Source organism: Pantoea sp. JKS000250 (genome assembly GCF_003201065.1).
Taxonomy (GTDB): Bacteria; Pseudomonadota; Gammaproteobacteria; order Enterobacterales; family Enterobacteriaceae; genus Pantoea; species Pantoea vagans.
In genome coordinates, this window is the sequence record NZ_QICZ01000001.1 from 1418138 (window position 1) to 1437749 (window position 19612).

The window sequence follows — 19612 nt, forward strand, 5'->3', positions numbered from 1 at the left end:
GTGACAGGCAGCGGGCAAGGAGGCGAGGCGTATAACAGTGCCGGACGGGGTGAACCGCGTCCGGCACGCTCAGGTACCGCAGAAAACGTCCGCGCAACCTCCGGTTGCCGCAGTGCAGCTGAATATCAGTGCAGGCGGCGGGCGTCAATAATATCAGAGACCTGGTTCAGGCGCGCCAGGACACGTCCCAGTACCTGATGGTTGTAGATCTCAATATCCATGTCGATGGTCGCCAGCTGCTTTTTAGTGTCGCTGCGGCTTGAGACGCCCAGTACATTCACTTTCTCGTTGGCAAGAATGGTGGTGATGTCACGCAGCAAGCCGCTGCGATCGTTGGCGGTGACGCGCACCACCAGCGAGTAACCGCTGGAGTAGCTCTCGCCCCATACGGCATCGACGATACGTTCCGGCGCATGTGAAATCAGTTCAGAGAGCTGGTCGCAGTCGGCGCGGTGAATGGAGATGCCGCGCCCCTGAGTGATGAAGCCGACAATATCATCGCCCGGAATCGGCTGACAGCAGCGGGCAATGTGGTGCATCAGATTGCCCACACCCTCGACGACCACGCGCCCACTCTCTTTGCGTGCAGGCTGCGAGTACGATTTCTGGGTCAGCTGCCGCAGCGCTTCGCGATCTTCCTCTTCAGCACTCGGCTTGTTCAGCTTCGCCTGCAGGAAGTTAACCATCTGGTTAAGACGAATATCGCCGCCGCCAATCGCCGCCAGCAGCTCTTCCAGTGAGGTCACGTTGTAGCGCGGCAGCAGCAGTTTCTCTGCTTCGCGCAGGCTGATATCAAGCTGATTCAGTTCGTTATCCAGAATCTGCCGTCCGGCGATAATGTTCTTGTCGCGATCCTGCTTGCGGAACCAGTTGTGGATCTTCGAGCGTCCACGGCTGGTCGTGATATAGCCCAGATTCGGGTTGAGCCAGTCGCGGCTCGGGTTCGGCTGTTTCTGGGTAATCACTTCGACCTGATCGCCCATCTGCAGCTGATAGGTGAACGGCACGATGCGACCACCGATTTTTGCACCGATGCAGCGGTGACCGATGTCACTGTGAATATGATAGGCAAAGTCGAGCGGCGTCGATCCGGCCGGCAGATCCACCACGTCACCTTTCGGGGTAAAGACGTAGACCCGGTCGTCGAATACCTGACTACGGACCTCTTCCAGCAGCTCGCCGGAGTCGGCCATCTCTTCCTGCCAGCTAATCAGCTTACGCAGCCAGGCAATACGCTCTTCGTGACCCGCGGCGCCGCGCGCGCTGCTGGAGGTTGGCCCCTCTTTATATTTCCAGTGCGCCGCCACGCCCAGCTCGGCATCTTCATGCATCTGGCGGGTACGGATCTGGATCTCCACCGTTTTGCCCTGCGGCCCTAACACCACCGTATGAATCGACTGATAGCCGTTGGGTTTTGGGTTAGCGACGTAGTCATCGAATTCGCTGGGCAGATGGCGATAGAGGGTATGCACCGTGCCCAGCGCGCCGTAGCAATCCTGCAGGCGATCGGCCACGATGCGCACCGCACGCACGTCAAACAGCTCATCAAAGGCCAGCGATTTTTTCTGCATCTTGCGCCAGATGCTATAGATGTGTTTCGGACGACCGTAGACTTCGGCGCGCACGCCCTCTTTGACCATCTCTTTGCGCAGATTGTTAACGAAGTTATCGATGTACTGCTCACGATCGATGCGACGCTCATGCAGTAATTTAGCAATGCGCTTATATTCGTCGGGATGCAGATAGCGGAAGCAGTAATCTTCCAGCTCCCATTTGAGCTGTCCAATACCGAGACGGTTGGCCAGGGGCGCATAGATGTTGGTGCTCTCTTTGGCGGCCAGCACCCGCTCATCTTCCGGCGCATCTTTCATTTCGCGCAGGTTCATGATGCGTTCGGCCAGCTTGAGCACCACGCAGCGGAAATCTTCCACCATCGCCAGCAGCATGCGGCGGACGTTATCGACCTGTTCAGAGGCCATGGAGTCGTTGTGGATTGCTTTCAGCTGGCGGATGGCGTCCATATCGCGCACGCCGTGAACCAGCGAGACGATGCCTTTACCGACGGCGGTTTCCAGCTCCTCTTCACTCACCACTTCATCGTTAGCCAGCGGGAAAATCAGCGCCGCACACAGGCTTTCAATATCCATGCTGAGCATGGAGAGGATTTCCACCATCTCGATACCGCGCCACAGGAGCAGCGACTGATCGGGATGGCCTTGCGTCTGCGCTTCGCAGTAGCGCCAGGTCTCAGCAACGCGTTGACAGGATTGCGGGTTGGCAATACCGAGACTGGCGATCCACTGGTCGAGGGCGAAATCCCCCTCAGTATTTAAATGCGCACTTCTGACCGCAACCATAACCTCTCCTGCACAACGACATTCATCGCTTATGTTTTTCTGAACAGCACCATGGATTCGAGATGACGGGTATGTGGGAACATATCCAGCATCGCGACCCTTTCCAATTGGTAGCCTGCCGACAGCAATGTCTGGCTGTCGCGGGCGAGTGTTGTGGGATTACACGAAACATAGACCACGCGTTCTGGTGCAAGTTTAACCACATGCGCCATGACGCCCGCAGCCCCGGCGCGTGCCGGATCGAGTAATACCTTGTTAAATCCCTGTGCCGCCCACGGCTGGCGCGACACCTCTTCTTCCAGATTATGCTGAAAGAAACTGACATTTTTAAGATTATTCAAATCAGCATTATACGCTGCCTGCCGCACTAATGCTGCAATCCCCTCCACACCAACGACATTTTGTACGAAGATTCCTACAGGAAGTGTGAAGTTTCCCATGCCGCAAAACAGATCCAGCACCCGGTCTTCCGGCTGCAGGTCGAGCCAGGCGATCGCCTTCGCGACCATCTGCTGATTAACCGCATCGTTAACCTGGATAAAATCCTGTGGGCTGAAGGTGAGCTTAAGCTGGTGCGAGTGATAAAACGGCACCGACTCACTTAACGCCGTCAGCTCTTCTTCCCCTGCATCCAGGAATAGCATCAGCTGATGCTTATGCGAAAACTGTTCCAGTTTTTCACGATCATCGGCATGCAGCGCATCAAGATGGCGCAGAATCATCAGCGGGCCGTTATCCGCCAGCACCAGTTCCACATGTCCGAGACGCCTGACGGCGCGCAACGCACTGAGGCACTGGTGCAGCGGAACCAGTAACGCTTCAAGTTCGGGCGCTAAAATGGGGCAGTGCTGAATATCGACCAGATCGTTGCTGGCTTCCTGACGGAAGCCCATCTGTAAGCGTTGCGCTTTATTTTTCCATTGAAGGCCCAGACGGGCGCGTCGGCGGTAGCCCCAGGGCTGACCGGCGATCACCTCATCTACCACCACGTTCTGTGCTGCGGCCCTGCTCAGCATCCGGCTCAGCGCCTGGGCTTTGCTCTGCTGTTGCAGCGTCACATCCGCATGCTGCTGCTGACAGCCACCACAGCGTTCATAGTGCGGGCAGCGCGGCGTAACGCGGTCCGGACTGCGGCTAATCAGTCGTGTCACTTTCGCCCGGGCAAATTGACGTTTATCCTCTGTCAGCACGACCTCCGCCTGTTCACCTGGCAGAGCACCCGTGACAAAAAGGGTTTTGCCCTTGTGACGCGCCACGCCCTGTCCGAACGGATCGAGTTCATCAATGGTGACGGTGATCCGTTGTTGCGTCGTCACGCGCTGTTTTGCAACGTAAAATTGCGCCATAGTGTTATTCATTCTCTTTATCGAAAACGGCCTGCATCGTTTTGTCGACCGCATGCACAGGGACGTTAATGCCGGAGTAGCCAGGCGACTATTATGACCAAATACAGCCTGCGGGCGCGAATGATGATTTTAATCCTGGCACCCACGCTGATGGTTGGCCTGCTGCTCAGCTCATTTTTTGTGGTGCACCGCTACAACGAACTGCAGCGCCAGGTGATCGATGCCGGGGCTAACATCATCGAACCACTGGCAATCTCCAGCGAATACAGCATGACCTGGCACAATCGGGATGCCATGCGTGAGCTGGTCAGCCTGCTGCACCGCCGCCATTCCGGCATCGTCCGGGCCATCTCGGTGTTTGATAATCATAATCAGCTCTATGTCACCTCTAACCACAAGCAAAACCTCAGCCTGCTGCAACAGGATGATATCCGCGCCCTGCCTGACGATGTCTCAATGGAGCGCCACGGCAGCCTATTAATTCTGCGCACGCCGATTACCTCCGAGCGTTACGATGTAGACGAATTACCGGATGAAGATGCCAAGCCCGCGGGCAATCCGCTGGGCTATGTGGCGATTGAACTGGATCTGCAGTCGGTGCGCCTGCAGCAGTACAAAGAGGTGTTTGTTGCCACGCTGATGCTGCTCTTCTGCCTCTGTCTTGCCATGCTGTTTGCTTATCGTCTGATGCGCGATGTTACCGGCCCGATCCGCAATATGGTCACCACCGTTGACCGCATCCGTCGCGGCCAGCTCGACAGCCGCGTTGAGGGCTACATGCTGGGAGAACTCAACATTCTGAAAAACGGCATTAACGCGATGGCGATGTCGCTGACCGCCTATCACGAAGAGATGCAGCACAATATCGACCAGGCAACCTACGATTTAAGAGAGACGCTGGAACAGCTGGAAATTCAGAACGTTGAACTGGATCTGGCGAAGAAACGCGCGCAGGAAGCCGCGCGTATTAAATCTGAGTTTCTGGCCAATATGTCGCATGAACTGCGAACGCCGCTCAATGGCGTACTGGGTTTTACCCGGCAGATGCTGAAAACCCAGCTGCGCACCACGCAGCGCGACTATATGCAAACCATTGAACGCTCAGCCAATAATCTGCTCAGTATTATCAACGACGTGCTCGATTTTTCGAAGCTGGAAGCGGGCAAGTTGATGCTGGAGGCGATCCCCTTCCCGCTGCGTGCCACGCTGGATGAAACCCTGGTGCTGCTGGCGCCGTCGGCGCATGAAAAGGGGCTGGAGCTGACGGTGGTGTGTGACAGCAGCGTGCCGGACAACGTGATTGGCGATGCACTGCGACTGCAACAGATACTGATCAACCTGATTGGTAACGCCATCAAGTTTACTGAGAAAGGATACATCGGCCTGCGCGTCGGACAGCGGGTGATTACCCAGTCGCGCGTCGAGCTGGAGATTCAGGTTGAGGATAGCGGCATCGGCATCTCTGAGCAGCAGCAGACACAGCTGTTCCAGGCGTTCCGTCAGGCTGACGCCAGCATTTCGCGGCGTCATGGCGGCACCGGGCTGGGTCTGGTCATCACCCAGAAGCTGGTGCGGGAAATGGGGGGGGAAATTACCTTCAGCAGCCAGCCGGATCAGGGTTCGACCTTTATGATTCGCGTGCAGCTGGATCTCAATCCCAATGCGCCCGGTATGCCCCGCGTGCTGGAAACGCTGTCCCAGGCGCGTATTGCTTATGTGGAAGCGGATGCTAACGTTGCCAGCGCCGCGCTGGAGATGCTGAGCGCCACCCCATTGCAGATCGACTACAGTGAAACGCTGGAGGGATTGAAAGCGTCTCACTATCCGCTACTCCTGATGGCGATGCCGGTCGGTATCAGCCAGCCTGAACTGCTTAATGAGCGCCTGATCAATGGGCTGCTGGATCGGGCAGACAACGTGCTGATGGCCCTTCCCAGCCCGATGATGTTGCTGGCTGATGAACTAAAGGTACGCGGCATTGACGGCTGCATCGCTAAACCGATCTCTCTGACGCGGCTTCTGCCGATGTTACTGGATATCCATACCCGCCAGGTCAGCGAACTGCCGCTGTCACCGCGACTGCCGCTGACGGTGATGGCGGTGGATGATAATCCCGCCAACCTCAAGCTGATTGGCGCGCTGCTGGAGGAGCAGGTGCAGAATATCCTGCTGTGCAGCAGCGCTGAACACGCCATCCGCGAAGCGCGTCAGCAGTCGCTGGATGTGATTCTGATGGATATTCAGATGCCTGAGATTGATGGCATTCGCGCCAGCGAAATTATCCGGGGTCTGCCGCATCACGCAAATACACCGATTGTGGCGGTGACCGCACATGCGATTGATGGCGAGCGTGAACAGCTGATCAAGGCGGGTATGAATGACTATCTTGCCAAGCCGATTGATGAGAGCAAGCTGAGGCAGCTGCTGGCGCGCTATACGCCGCCGCCGGTGGTCTCCCTGCCGGAACTGCAGCCAATATTACCGACGCTGGACTGGCAGCTGGCGCTGCGTCAGGCGGCGAACAAACCCGAGCTGGCGCGCGATCTGCTACGAATGCTGCTGGAGTTTTTACCGGAAGTGCATGCGAAGATGGCGCAGTTTATGACGACCAATGAGGTCAACGCCCTGCGTGAAATTATTCACAAGCTGCACGGCAGTGCCAGCTACAGCGGCGTGCCGCGCATGAAGCAACTCTGTCATCAGCTGGAACGGGGGCTGCTGGAGGCCAGCGATATCGCCGCGCTGGAGCCGGAACTGCTGGAGCTGCAGGATGAGATGGAGAACGTCGCCAGAGAAGCCCGGCGACTGTTAGGGTTTGGGGAAGTCTGACCGGCCTGCTGCCACGCCAGCTATACGCGCAAACGCTAACCGGCAGGTGCTTTAGCTTCCGCTGACGCACCTGCCACCTGGATAAAGGGCTGACGCCGCAAAACTATGCCTGACCACCCGCATCACCCTCTACAGATTACGGCCCGCATTGCCTGGCCGGATAGTCCTGACGGTCAGTGGAATCCGGCCAGTTTCAGCGTCGCGGCCACGTTACGCGCCGTCATCTCGACATTCTTTCCGGCATTCGCGAGTGCCTCATCCAGCGTACAGATGCTGTAGAGCACGCTGAATACCGCATCAATCCCGTGCTGATGCACCACGCCGACATCCGCCGTCAGGCTTCCGGCGATGCCAATCACCGGCTTGTTAAAGCGCTTTGCCACGCTGGCGACCCCAATCGGTACCTTGCCATTGATACTCTGACTGTCGATACGCCCTTCACCGGTAATCACCAGGTCCGCATCTTTGACCTCTTCAGCCAGCCCCAGCGCCTCAGTAACAATCTCAATGCCGCGCCGCAGCTCCGCCTGACAGAAGGCGTGCAGCGCCGCGCCCATGCCGCCCGCTGCGCCGCCGCCGGGAATATGCAGCACATCGATATCAAGATCGCGGTGAATAATCGCGGCGTAATGGGCCAGCGCCTGATCGAGCTGCTGCACCAGCGCCGGGGTCGCCCCTTTCTGCGGACCGAAAATGGCCGATGCGCCCTCTTTGCCGGTCAGCGGATTGGTCACGTCACAGGCCACTTCGATGCGGCACTGATGGATACGGGCATCCAGGGCGTCAATATCAATGCTGGCGAGGTCAGAGAGCGCGCCGCCACCGTGACCAATCTCGCTGCCCTGGGCGTCGAGCAATCGGGCGCCCAGCGCCTGCATCATCCCGGCACCGCCATCGTTGGTGGCGCTGCCGCCGATACCAATAATGATGTGAGCAACGCCTTTATCCAGTGCATTCCTGATCAACTCGCCGGTGCCAAACGACGTCGTTATCAGCGGATCACGCAGTGAAGCGGGCACCCGCTCCAGTCCGCTGGCCGCCGCCATTTCGATATAAGCGGTGCGTTCATCTCCCGACAGACCGTAAAAGGCATCAACCTGCGTGCCCAGCGGACCTGTCACCTTCAACCTGACGATCTTTCCCTTCGTCGCCGCCACCATCGCTTCTACCGTGCCTTCGCCACCGTCGGCGACCGGTATTTTCACGTAATGCGCATCGGGGAAAATGTCACGGAAACCCGCTTCAATCGCCGATGACACATCCAGGGCGGATAAACTCTCTTTATATGAATCCGGTGCGATTACGATTTTCATAGGCAATCCGAGCGCAGTTGAGTAATTGAAACGGCTCTTAACCAGTCCGGTTTCAGGAAACCGGCACCGGGTTTTAGCGGGCGATTTCAACCTTCGCTAACTTCTCATAATAGCAGGCCAGCGCACTGTGGTCGGCAGTACCCTGACCCTCGTTGCGCAGCGCCTGCATCATCTCCATCACCGCCGCCGTCAGCGGCAGATGCGCGCCGATGCTGTGCGAGGTATCCAGCGCGTTCGCCAGATCTTTGATATGCAGGTCGATGCGAAAGCCCGGTTTGAAGTTGCGGTCCATCACCATCGGCGCTTTGGCATCCAGCACCGTGCTGCCCGCCAGGCCACCGCGAATCGCCTGATAAACCAGATCCGGATTCACACCCGCTTTCGTCGCCAGCGACAGCGCCTCAGACATGGCCGCAATGTTCAGCGCCACAATCACCTGGTTTGCCAGTTTGGTGACGTTACCTGCACCGATGTCGCCGGTATGCACGACCGATCCCGCCATTGATTTCATGATGTCGTAGCAGGCATCGAACACCGCTTTATCGCCACCGACCATCACAGAGAGCGTGCCTTCAATCGCTTTAGGTTCGCCGCCGCTGACCGGCGCATCCAGCATTTTGATGCCTTTTTCTGCCAGCGCATCATGGACTTCACGGCTCGCCAGCGGCGCAATCGAACTCATGTCGATCACCACCAGGCCCGGCTTCGCCCCTTCGACAATGCCATTTTTACCCAGGCAGACCTCGATCACCTGCGGCGAGTTAGGCACCATGGTAATCACCACGTCGCACTGTTCCGCCACCTCTTTAGGCGATTTCGCCACGGTCGCGCCCAGTTCCGTCAGCTCCGCTTCGTTTTCGGCGTTGTGATCGCGTACCACTAGCGAATAACCGGCTTTCACCAGATTTTTACTCATGGGTTTGCCCATAATGCCCAGGCCAATAAATCCAATTTTCATTGCGTTTCTCCTTGATCGATTAGCGCTTAAATTTGTCGCATAACGCCTGCGAGGCGTTGCGGAACATTCCGACATCGCTGCCGACGGCCACAAAGGTGGCTCCCCACTCCAGATAGCGACGCGCGTCCGCTTCCACCGGTGCCAGAATGCCGCTCGGCTTACCGGCCGCTTTGGCACGTTCAAAAATGTGTTTAATCACTTTCAGCACTTCAGGATGTGCAGGCTGGCCGAGATAGCCCAGCGCAGCGGAGAGATCGCCCGGCCCGACGAAAATACCGTCGACGCCATCCACCGCCGCGATAGCGTCAATGTTGTCGACCGCCTGCTGGGTTTCGATCTGCACCAGCACCGTGATGTTGTCGTTAATGGTGCTGTTGTAATCCGGCAACGTGCCGTACATGTTGCTGCGGTGCGACACCGAGACACCGCGAATCCCGGCGGGCGGATAGCGGGTTGAGGCGACGGCACGCAGAGCTTCCTCTTCGGTTTCGACAAACGGCACCAGGAAGTTGTTAAAGCCGATATCCAGCAGACGCTTAATGATCACTGGCTCGTTGCAGGGCGGACGCACCACGGGGGCGCTGTGGCTGCCTTTCAGCGCCATCAGCTGCGGCACAAAGGTCGTGATGTCGTTGGGCGCGTGTTCGCCATCCAGTACCAGCCAGTCGAAACCGGCCAGCCCCAGGATTTCAGTTGAGATCGGGCTGGCCAGCGCACACCAGCTGCCAATCAGGGTGTCGCCCGCTAAGAGGCGACGACGAAATCCATTGGGCCAGGCTGCATTACTCATGGTTGAACTCCTGTGACGGTGGCTCCGCGGCGGGAGCCAGAAAGGTTAACGTACCAGGCACGGGCGTTTATTGTCGAAAGTCCATCCCGGCACTAAAAATTGCATCGCTTCAGCATCGTCACGCGCGCCCAGCCCCTGCTTCTGATAGAGCGCATTGGCCTGCATCACCTGATCCATATCCAGCTCTACGCCAAGACCCGGCTTCTGCGGCACCTGCACCATGCCGCCTTTAATCTGGAACGGCTCTTTGGTCAGGCGCTGATTGCCCTCCTGCCAGATCCAGTGGGTATCAATGGCGGTGATCGCGCCCGGTGCGGCGGCGGCAACATGGGTGAACATGGCCAGCGAAATGTCGAAGTGGTTATTGGAGTGCGAACCCCAGGTCAGGCCGAAGTCGTGACACATCTGCGCCACGCGCACCGAACCCTGCATGGTCCAGAAGTGCGGATCGGCCAGCGGAATGTCCACCGACTGCAGCGACAGGGTATGCCCCATCTGCCGCCAGTCGGTGGCGATCATATTGGTGGCGGTGGGCATGCCGGTCGCACGGCGGAACTCCGCCATCACTTCACGCCCTGAGTAGCCCTGCTCTGCGCCACAGGGATCTTCTGCGTAGGCCAGCACATCTTTGAGCTGTTTGCCGAGCATGATCGCCTCGTTGAGTGACCAGGCCCCGTTGGGGTCGAGGGTAATGCGAGCTTCAGGAAAACGTTTTGCCAGCGCCGTAACCGCTTCGGCCTCTTCACCGCCGCGCAGCACGCCACCTTTAAGTTTGAAGTCGTTAAAACCATATTTCTCATAGGCCGCTTCCGCCAGACGCACTACCGCATCCGGCGTTAACGCCTCTTCGTGGCGCAGGCGATACCAGTCGCACGGATCATTCTGCTGGTTCTGATAAGAGAGCGAGGTTTTAGTGCGGTCGCCGATGTAGAACAGGTAACCGAGCATCTCAACACGGTCACGCTGCTGCCCGTCACCCAGCAGCGAGGCGACGTTGACGCACAGGTGCTGACCCAGCAGATCAAGCAGCGCCGCTTCGATGCCGGTTACCACATGAATCGTGGTGCGCAGATCAAAGGTCTGGTTGCCGCGGCCACTCGCATCGCGGTCAGCAAAAGTACTGCGCACCAGACTGAGGGTATTTTTGTACTCACCCAGCGTTTTGCCGATCACCAGCGAGGCGGCATCTTCCAGCGTCTGACGGATTTTCTCGCCGCCCGGAATTTCACCGACGCCGGTATGTCCGGCGTTATCTTTGATAATCACAATGTTGCGGGTAAAGAATGGCGAGTGAGCGCCACTGAGGTTCAGCAGCATGCTGTCATAGCCTGCGACCGGAATAACCTGCATGGCGGTCACTTTCGGTGTTGAACTCATCTCCTGCTCCTTATGCTGTTTTCCGGCCGAATGCCGGGCGCTTGCGATCAAAAGTCCAGCCGGGGATCAGATACTGCATCGCCGTCGCGTCGTTACGTGCACCGGCGGGCAGTGACTGATAAAGCTGATTGGCTTTGTTTACCTGGTCCCAGTCGAGCTCAATGCCCAGACCCGGTGCATCCGGTACGGCGATTTTTCCATTGCGGATTTGCAGCGGATTTTTCGTCAGGCGCTGATCGCCCTCCTGCCAGATCCAGTGGGTATCAATCGCGGTGGGATTACCCGGCGCCGCCGCACCCACATGGGTGAACATTGCCAGGGAAATATCGAAGTGATTATTGGAGTGGCAACCCCAGGTGAGGCCCCACTCATCGCACAGCTGGGCGACCCGCACGGCACCGCTCAGCGTCCAGAAGTGCGGATCCGCCAGCGGAATATCGACCGCATTCAGCATCACCGCGTGGTTCATCTCGCGCCAGTTGGTGGCGATCATGTTGGTGGCGACCGGCAGGCCGGTGGCACGCCGGAACTCGGCCATGACTTCACGCCCCGAATATCCCTGCTCTGCGCCGCAGGGATCTTCGGCGTAGCTCAGCACATCCTGCATCCCTTTACACAGCGCTATCGCCTCATCCAGCAGCCAGGCCCCATTGGGATCGACTGTGATACGGGCGTCGGGAAAGCGCTGCTTGAGCGCTGCCGCCGTGGCGATCTCCTGCTCACCCGGCAGCACGCCACCTTTGAGTTTGAAATCTTTAAAGCCGTACCTATCCTGTGCTGCCTCAGCCAGCCGCACCACGGCATCGCTGCTTAGCGCTTCCTGATGGCGCAGGTGATACCAGTCGTGACTGGCCTGCTCACCAGTGAAATAGGGCAGATCGGTTTTGCGCCGATCGCCGAGATAGAAAAGATAGCCCAGCACCGTCACTTCATCACGCTGTTTGCCCGGCCCCAGCAGCTCAGCCACCGGGACGCCCAGACACTGTCCCAGCAGATCGAGCAGCGCCGCTTCGAGCGCGGCCACCGCATTGACGCGCAGCTCAAAAGTCCAGGCACCGTTGCCAAAAGTGGTGAAGTCAGCCGACTGATTCCCTTTGTGTACCTGCTGCACCAGCCTGTTCATGCGGGCAATCTGCTGGCCTAAAACCCGCGGAATCGCCTCCACCAGCGTCTGATAGATGGTGTCACCGCCGGGCGCTTCACCCACGCCGGTGTGGCCGGCGCTGTCGGTGAGGACCACAATGTTGCGGGTAAAACAGGCGTTGTGGGCACCGCCAATATTAAGCAGCATGCTGTCGTAACCGGCGACCGGGATAACCCGCATCTCCGTGATTACCGGGGAACTTTGCGTATTCATGATGCATCCTTACCATGCCAGGATTTCAGTTCGACACGTTTGATATCACCGGCAATCACCAGGAAGCTGAATGCCGCAACAAAGGCATGAATGCCGACATAGACCAGTGCACCTTCAAAGGAACCACTGGTGGCGATGATGTAGCCGATAGCAATGGGGGTCACGATGCCGGAGAAGTTACCGAACATGTTAAACAGGCCGCCGCTGAGTCCGCTGATCTCTTTCGGTGCGGTATCCGCCATCACCGCCCAGCCCAGCGCACCAATGCCTTTACCAAAGAACGCCAGTGCCATAAAGAACACCACCACCCATTCGGTCTCGGTGTAGTTACACATCACCATCGAGATGGAGAGCAGCATACCGAGCACGATTGGCGTTTTACGTGCGATATTCAGCGAGCCGGTTTTACGCATCAGCCAGTCGGAGATGACTCCGCCCAGCACGCCGCCCAGGAAGCCGCACACTGCCGGAATCGAAGCAATAAAGCCCGCTTTCAGAATCGACATGCCGCGCGCCTGCACCAGATAGACCGGGAACCAGGTGATGAAAAAATAGGTTAAGGCGTTAACACAGTACTGACCGAGGTAGATACCCAGCATCATGCGTGACGTCAGCAGCTGCCTGATCTGGAACCACTTCTCGCTCCAGCTGACTTTGCGGCTATCCTTTTTCACATCCATGTTGATCAGCGCACCGCCCTGTTCCATGTACTCCAGTTCAGCTTTATTCACGCCGGGGTGATCGGTGGGATCGTGGATCACTTTCAGCCAGATAAAGCTGAGAATGATGCCCAGGCCGCCCATGAACCAGAATACGTGCGCCCAGCCCACTTCAGAGACCAGCCAGCCCATGATGGGTGCAAAGATCACGGTGGCGAAGTATTGCGCCGAGTTAAAGATCGCCACTGCCGTGCCGCGCTCCTGCGCCGGGAACCAGGCGGCTACAATCCGGCTGTTGCCTGGGAAGGAAGGCGCTTCAGCCAGACCCACCAGGAAACGCAGGATAAACAGCGACATGATGATGCCGAAGCCGCTGAACAGATCGACAAAGCCCTGCAGCAGGGTAAACAGCGACCAGGTAAAGATGCTCCAGAAGTAGACGCGTTTTGAGCCAAAACGATCGAGCAGCCAGCCGCCCGGAATCTGGCCAATAACGTACGCCCATGAGAAGGCAGAGAAGATATAGCCCAGTCCGACCGAATCGAGGCCGATATCTTTGGACATCGCGGAACCGGCAATCGAGATGGTTGCGCGGTCACCGTAGTTGAATGAGGTGACGATAAATAACATCACCACAATCCAGTAGCGGGCATTGGTGCGCTTCTGCACCGTTTCCGCGGTCTGGCTGAAACTATTCATGATGCACTCCTGAAATATAGCGTGAGCTACATTCGCTCTGACTGCATACACATCGCGTTGGGTATCAGAGAGAAGTTGGGTTAAACACGGCGATCTTTTTGTTGTGGCAAACCTTTATTTATCCATCTGCGAGGTGGCAGCCAATGCGCTTCTGCGACCTCTGCGGATGAGTAATACGTCGTGACAGATAACCTGACTTTGGCTAACGGAACCCAGTATAAGAACAGCCTGAAGCGAGCACATTGGCACATCGCCCTGGAATAATGTCCGTGCAGAAGTGATTGTGTGGCGGATGCACAAAACCCTGCGGGATGGCTCACGAAAGCGGCAAATAACTGAGCAATAACCGCCTCAGGTAACGCTTTCCCCCGCTGTTTGTGAGGCTCTTCACTTGCTTCTGGATAATCGCCCCAAATCGATAAGGCGAATTGTCTCAATGGTGGTCATTTGCACAATGCGCGCCTTGTTCCGCCTCCCTATACTGAAGATGGCAAACAAACGTGTGACAGGTCAGAACATTACAGCGTGCCGCACAAGTACGGCACGACAGACGGGAAGGTGAGCGATGTACCCCAAAACAGATGAACAACCGCTCTATATCAAAGTCCATGAGCACGACAATGTGGCGATAGTGGTTAACAGCCTGGGCCTGCCGGCTGGCACGCAGTTTGCGGATGGCCTGACACTCACGGAGCATGTGCCACAGGGTCACAAAGTCGCGCTGCGCGCGATTAACCAGGGTGCAGAGATCGTGCGTTACGGCGAAGTCATCGGCTATGCATTACGGGATATTGCCCAGGGCAGCTGGATTGATGAGTCGCTGGTCGCGTTGCCGGAAGCGCCTCCGCTGGCGAGTCTGCCGTTAGCCACGCAGGTTCCGCCTGAATTGCCGCCGCTGGAAGGCTATACCTTTGAAGGTTATCGCAATGCGGATGGCAGCGTCGGCACACGTAACCTGCTCGGCATCACCACCAGCGTCCACTGCGTGGCCGGTGTGGTGGATCATGTCGTACAGATCATTGAACGGGATTTACTGCCGCGCTACCCGAATGTGGATGGCGTAGTCGCGCTCAATCACCTTTATGGCTGTGGCGTGGCGATTAATGCACCGGCGGCGGTGGTGCCGATTCGCACGATTCATAACCTGGCGCTGAATGCCAATTTCGGTGGCGAAGTGATGATCGTCAGCCTGGGCTGTGAGAAGTTACAGCCGGAGCGTCTGCTGACCGGCACGCCCGACGTGCAGGCGATTTCGCTGGACGATCATGACATTGTGCGCCTGCAGGATGAGAAGCTGGTCGGTTTTGGTGCGATGGTAAATGAGATTCTGCAGGTAGCGGAGCGCCATCTCCAGCGGCTGAATCAGCGCCAGCGCGAAACCTGTTCTGCTGCAGAACTGATTGTCGGCATGCAGTGCGGTGGCAGCGATGCATTCTCAGGCGTAACGGCGAATCCGGCGGTGGGCTTCGCCTCTGATTTGCTGGTGCGCTGCGGTGCGACGGTGATGTTTTCGGAAGTCACAGAAGTGCGTGATGCGATTCACCTGCTGACGCCGCGGGTGATTAATCAGGAAGTTGGTAAGCGCTTACTGGAGGAGATGGCCTGGTATGACAACTACCTCGACCAGGGTCAGACCGATCGCAGCGCGAATCCGTCGCCGGGCAATAAAAAAGGCGGACTGGCGAACGTGGTGGAAAAAGCGCTGGGATCGATCGCCAAATCGGGGCGCAGCGCCATTGTCGAAGTGCTCTCGCCCGGTCAGCGACCTACGCGACGTGGCCTGATCTACGCGGCGACGCCCGCCAGCGATTTTGTCTGCGGTACGCAGCAGCTGGCATCCGGTATCACGCTACAGGTGTTTACTACCGGCCGCGGAACGCCCTACGGTCTGGCTGCGATTCCGGTCATCAAGATGGCAACGCGCAATGCGCTGGCCGAGCGCTGGCACGATCTGATGGATATTAATGCCGGCACGATTGCGACCGGTGAAGAGAGTATTGAGCAGGTGGGCTGGCGATTGTTTGAGTTGATTCTGGATATTGCCAGTGGCAGGAAGCAGACCTGGTCCGATCGCTGGGGCATCCGTAATCAGCTGGCGGTGTTTAACCCGGCACCGGTGACCTGATATCGCACGCCAGGCTTATCCTTATGCTGCGATAAGCCTGGCGTTGCCATCAGAGCTGCGCCCCCCAGGCTTCAACCCACGGAGAGGTCACCGCTTCCGGCTCAGGATTTTCGGTGGCATCAACCAGTAACACCTCACCGACCCGCTGTGCGCCTTGCTCCTGCAGCAGCGCATCGAAAGTTTTACCCGCGCCACAAAAATGGTCATAACTGCTGTCACCCAACGCAATCACGCCGTAGCGCAACGCAGGCTGATGACCGAGCTTATCTTTAACCGCATGGAACAGGCCTGAAATCGTATCGGGAAAATCGCCCTGTCCGGTAGTTGAGGTGACAATTAACGCCACGTCGCTGGCATAGTTCTGCCAGTCTGCCAGCGTCGGATCGTCAAACACGGTGACGCTATGACCCTGCTGCTGCAGAAGGGGCTCTGCTTCTTCCGCTACCAGCAGCGCATTGCCGTATACCGTCCCTACAAAAATGCCAATCTTTGCCATCTGCTTTCTCCCTTATTCTGAAACGTTATCCTGTCCTGGCGCTGCGTTAAACTCAACCCGCGGCACCTCAGGAATGCGATCCTGCCAGCCAAACTGGTTCATCACGTTCTGCCAGACGCCATCCAGCCCGGCACGGATCAGTAAAGGTTCACCGGTCACCGGATGGGTGAGTGCCAGGCTGCTGGCGTGCAGCATCAGCCGGTTAGCGCCAAAGTGTTCAGCAGCCCCCCGGTTCTGGCGCAGATCGCCGTGCGCCGAATCGCCAATAATCGGATGACGCAGGTGCGACATATGACGACGCAGCTGATGTTTGCGGCCGGTTTTAGGGGCCATTTCAACCAGGCTGTAACGCGAAGTAGGATAGCGGCCAATGCCGACCGGCATCTCGACCGTCGCCAGTGACTGATAATCGGTGACGGCGGGCTGTGCGGTGCGCGCTTCAGTGGCGTGCCTGTCAGCAATTTTATCCAGCTCTTCCACCAGCGGATAGTCGAGCGTTCCGCTGCTCTCCAGCCAGCCGCGTACCACGGCATGATAGGTTTTCTGCATCTGATGCTGTTCGAACTGCAGGGAAAGCAGACGACCGACTTCGCTTGAAAGCCCCATCAGCAGTACGCCTGAGGTGGGTTTGTCCAGGCGATGCGCGGTAAACACATGCTGTCCAATCTGGTCGCGAACGGTCTGCATCACAAACACGGTTTCATGGCGATCCAGCCAGCTGCGGTGAACCAGCCAGCCGCTGGGCTTGTTGACGGCAACCAGCCACTCATCCTGATAGAGTATCTCCAGCATCAGTGGGCTGCATCCTTGACTAACGCGTCAAGCTGACGCAGGGTCAGCAGCAGCGGCGCAATACCGGGCTGGTCAGGCACCAGCGCAACCTCGTAGTAAGGAGCAACCGCAAAATTTTGCGGTAACGGATGCTGAGCAGCAATCAGGGCATGCATCCGCGGGATCAGCACCCACTGGAGCCACTGCAGCGGCTCCAGCGTATCCAGGCAAAAGGGTTCACGGCTCTCGAGCGCGTCTTCGGCCGGAGGGGTACTCTGCCAGAGATGGTGCTCACGCATCACCGCTTCCAGTTGCTCCAGCCGTTGCGTAATCAATTGTTCAGGCGTCATGCGCCACCTCCGGCAAGCAGTCAAAAATGGGCGGCAAGCATATCACTTGTTGGCACAGGCACAAAAAAAGGGAGCACTGTATAAACAGTGCTCCCGGTTCGTTTGCAGCCATCCTGCTACGTTTTTGCTCCCTGCTCTTCCATGACAACTTGTCCAGTGCGAACTCCTGTCGCGCATCGTCCTGATGTATCCTTAGCATCCTGGCCCACCACCTCTTCTGAGGGGGTTCTCATTCTCCATCCTGGAGGTGTCCCTTGCTCACTCCTGAGCGATCCTGTTTCATCCTGAAACCTTCCGTGTGCCGTAAGCTCCGTTACGTTCCTGCCTCATGGCTTATCATCATCCTGACGATATCTGTTTCCTGAGCATCCTGCAGTGAGAAACATTTTGACAGAACTCGTTACGCGCACAAGGTACTTACAGCGAAACTTTACGAAATGTGCTGCACAAATTCAGATTAACGCCATTAAGTTGATGATTCACAATATTTTTACATCATGGCCTTCCGGATGTCTCAACTGTTATATGGCGATCTCTCACAGTATATGTAAGAGATGTCTCACAAGCCAGGCGGCAAATCACTGCAATTCAGATGATAACCGGTTGTAATGACTTAAGAAATATCTCAAGACTTTCTGCCAGTACCACGCGCTGTTTACGACCAGGCTGCTCCAGAATTACTTCGCCGCTGAGATTAGACAGGGAGATGATCTCCTCCTCTGAATCGGTGGTGGCAATGAATAGCGTAGGCGACTGTCTGAGGCGGCGCTGCATCACCAGATGCCCAATCAGATTCTCCTGTAATCGCAGGAAATCCTCTTCACTCCACACCTGCAAAAGGGTCAGCTGATTCTCACCAAAACGGGCCTGCATATCGCCGGCAAACTGCGTGGTATAGAACGCCGTGATCGGCGGCTGAAGCTGGATGTCGACCGCCCGCTCAATCGCATCCAGCGTCGTTGGCAGACTAAACGGCTGCGGCTGCCAGATGACCCGCTGCTCGCGATCTTCAAGTGCACAGGGCGAAGGAACGCCATAGAGATCGCTGCTGGCCGGCCCATGTCCCGCCTGCTGAAGCCAGTGCTGGCAGTATCGGGTGGTAAAGTCGCGCAACGCGGCGGCAGTTTGCTGCATCATTCATATTCTCACTTCTGATAGGTTACACTTAGCCACTTTGATTAATTTTGGTGGTAACCGCAATGACTACTCACGAACAGGATCAGGCGCTCAGTAACCTGACGCTGGGCAAACCCACAGCCTATCACGATCGGTATGACAACAGCTTACTGCAGGCGGTGCCGCGCAGCCTGAACCGTGAACCGCTTGGCCTGTTTCCCGACAGTCTGCCCTTTACCGGCAGCGATATCTGGACCCTGTATGAACTCTCGTGGCTCAACAGCAAAGGTCTGCCACAGGTTGCCGTTGGCGAAGTAGTGTTGGATGCGCAAAGCCGTAATCTTATCGAGTCGAAAAGCTTCAAACTCTACCTGAACAGTTTCAATCAGACCCGCTTTGCCGACTGGGGTGAGGTTCGTCAGACGCTGGAGCGGGATCTGAGTGCCTGCGCTGAAGGGGAAGCGCGGGTCGCGCTGTTCCGTCTCAATGAAATAGAAGGTCAGCCGATTGGTCATTTTGAGGGTTGCTGCATTGATGAGCAGGATATCGCCATTGAGGATTACCGCTTCAATGCTGACTATCTGGCGGATGCCGCAGGCAGCGAAATCGTTGAAGAGACGCTGGTCAGCCATCTGCTCAAGTCGAACTGCCTGATTACCAACCAGCCCGACTGGGGCTCGGTGATGATCCGCTATAAAGGCCCGCGTATCGCGCGTGAAGCACTGCTGCGCTATCTGGTCTCATTCCGTCAGCACAACGAATTTCACGAGCAGTGTGTTGAGCGCATCTTTAATGATGTGATGCGATTCTGCCATCCGGAAGCGCTGACGGTCTATGCGCGCTACACCCGTCGTGGCGGGCTGGATATTAACCCGTGGCGCACCAATGTGCCCTTCTCGCCCGGTTTTTCGCGGCTGGTCCGTCAGTAGTTTGCGAGACTTCTCTCAGGCTGGGTGCCGTAAGCGCAGTTCCGCTTGAGCTGTGCGGGCCGACAAGGCTACTCTGGTGAAGGCGGCAATCTGCGGGTTGCCGACCAGGGATTTTCGTCACTGCCATTGCAGTGCCAATC

At 57.2% G+C, this 19612-nt stretch carries 15 protein-coding genes; 3 read left to right on the plus strand and 12 right to left on the minus strand.

What is annotated here, in order from left to right; translation table 11 throughout:
* Nucleotides 1-125: 125 nt before the first annotated feature.
* Together relA and rlmD are read right to left on the minus strand one after the other, a co-directional pair.
* On the minus strand, nt 126-2357 hold the full coding sequence (relA, locus tag BY447_RS06785; protein ID WP_013358883.1) for a GTP diphosphokinase: 2232 nt from the start codon (nt 2355-2357) through the stop codon (nt 126-128).
* 29 nt (nt 2358-2386) lie between these two features.
* On the minus strand, nt 2387-3703 hold the full coding sequence (gene rlmD, locus BY447_RS06790) for a 23S rRNA (uracil(1939)-C(5))-methyltransferase RlmD (protein ID WP_110330821.1): 1317 nt from the start codon (nt 3701-3703) through the stop codon (nt 2387-2389).
* Between the two features lie 93 nt (nt 3704-3796).
* On the opposite strand from rlmD, the gene barA reads away from it, so the two are divergent.
* Nucleotides 3797-6532, plus strand: coding sequence for a two-component sensor histidine kinase BarA (gene barA, locus BY447_RS06795; protein ID WP_013358885.1), 2736 nt, complete (start codon nt 3797-3799; stop codon nt 6530-6532).
* Between the two features lie 173 nt (nt 6533-6705).
* Here the strand turns inward: barA and BY447_RS06800 are convergent, their stop codons facing one another.
* The 6 genes from BY447_RS06800 to BY447_RS06825 form a co-directional block, all read right to left on the minus strand.
* Nucleotides 6706-7845, minus strand: a complete 1140-nt coding sequence (locus BY447_RS06800) for a glycerate kinase (RefSeq protein WP_110330822.1) — start codon at nt 7843-7845, stop codon at nt 6706-6708.
* Between the two features lie 73 nt (nt 7846-7918).
* A complete protein-coding gene (gene garR / locus BY447_RS06805) occupies nt 7919-8803 on the minus strand; it encodes a 2-hydroxy-3-oxopropionate reductase (protein ID WP_013358887.1) in 885 nt (294 codons plus the stop codon).
* Nucleotides 8804-8822: 19 nt separating this feature from the next.
* Nucleotides 8823-9593 carry a 2-dehydro-3-deoxyglucarate aldolase gene (garL, locus tag BY447_RS06810; RefSeq protein WP_013358888.1) on the minus strand — a complete coding sequence of 257 codons (771 nt, stop codon included), beginning with the start codon at nt 9591-9593 and terminating at the stop codon, nt 8823-8825.
* Nucleotides 9594-9638: 45 nt separating this feature from the next.
* Nucleotides 9639-10970, minus strand: coding sequence for a glucarate dehydratase (gene gudD, locus BY447_RS06815; RefSeq protein WP_110330823.1), 1332 nt, complete (start codon nt 10968-10970; stop codon nt 9639-9641).
* A 10-nt stretch (nt 10971-10980) separates the two neighbouring features.
* The gene (locus tag BY447_RS06820) at nt 10981-12327 is read right to left on the minus strand and encodes an enolase C-terminal domain-like protein (RefSeq protein ID WP_110330824.1); all 1347 of its coding nucleotides are present in this window, start codon (nt 12325-12327) and stop codon (nt 10981-10983) included.
* Nucleotides 12324-13685, minus strand: coding sequence for an MFS transporter (locus BY447_RS06825; protein WP_110330825.1), 1362 nt, complete (start codon nt 13683-13685; stop codon nt 12324-12326). The genes BY447_RS06820 and BY447_RS06825 overlap by 4 nt, the downstream gene beginning before the upstream one ends.
* A 565-nt stretch (nt 13686-14250) precedes the next feature.
* On the opposite strand from BY447_RS06825, the gene garD reads away from it, so the two are divergent.
* Nucleotides 14251-15810, plus strand: coding sequence for a galactarate dehydratase (garD, locus tag BY447_RS06830; RefSeq protein WP_013358892.1), 1560 nt, complete (start codon nt 14251-14253; stop codon nt 15808-15810).
* Nucleotides 15811-15859: 49 nt separating this feature from the next.
* Here garD and BY447_RS06835 read toward each other — a convergent pair whose 3' ends face one another.
* The 4 genes from BY447_RS06835 to syd form a co-directional block, all read right to left on the minus strand.
* Nucleotides 15860-16306: a flavodoxin gene (locus BY447_RS06835; protein ID WP_013358893.1), complete on the minus strand. Its 447-nt coding sequence runs from the start codon at nt 16304-16306 to the stop codon at nt 15860-15862.
* Nucleotides 16307-16318: 12 nt separating this feature from the next.
* Nucleotides 16319-17098 (minus strand): tRNA pseudouridine(65) synthase TruC, encoded by a 780-nt coding sequence (gene truC, locus BY447_RS06840; protein ID WP_110330826.1) that lies wholly within the window; start codon nt 17096-17098, stop codon nt 16319-16321.
* Nucleotides 17098-17427, minus strand: a complete 330-nt coding sequence (locus tag BY447_RS06845) for a YqcC family protein (RefSeq protein WP_110330827.1) — start codon at nt 17425-17427, stop codon at nt 17098-17100. The genes truC and BY447_RS06845 overlap by 1 nt, the downstream gene beginning before the upstream one ends.
* 588 nt (nt 17428-18015) lie before the next feature.
* Nucleotides 18016-18564 carry a SecY-interacting protein gene (syd, locus tag BY447_RS06855; protein WP_110330828.1) on the minus strand — a complete coding sequence of 183 codons (549 nt, stop codon included), beginning with the start codon at nt 18562-18564 and terminating at the stop codon, nt 18016-18018.
* 62 nt (nt 18565-18626) lie between these two features.
* Between syd and queF the strand changes: the two genes are divergently transcribed.
* Nucleotides 18627-19472 carry an NADPH-dependent 7-cyano-7-deazaguanine reductase QueF gene (queF, locus tag BY447_RS06860; protein ID WP_013358897.1) on the plus strand — a complete coding sequence of 282 codons (846 nt, stop codon included), beginning with the start codon at nt 18627-18629 and terminating at the stop codon, nt 19470-19472.
* The last annotated feature ends 140 nt before the right edge of the window (nt 19473-19612 follow it).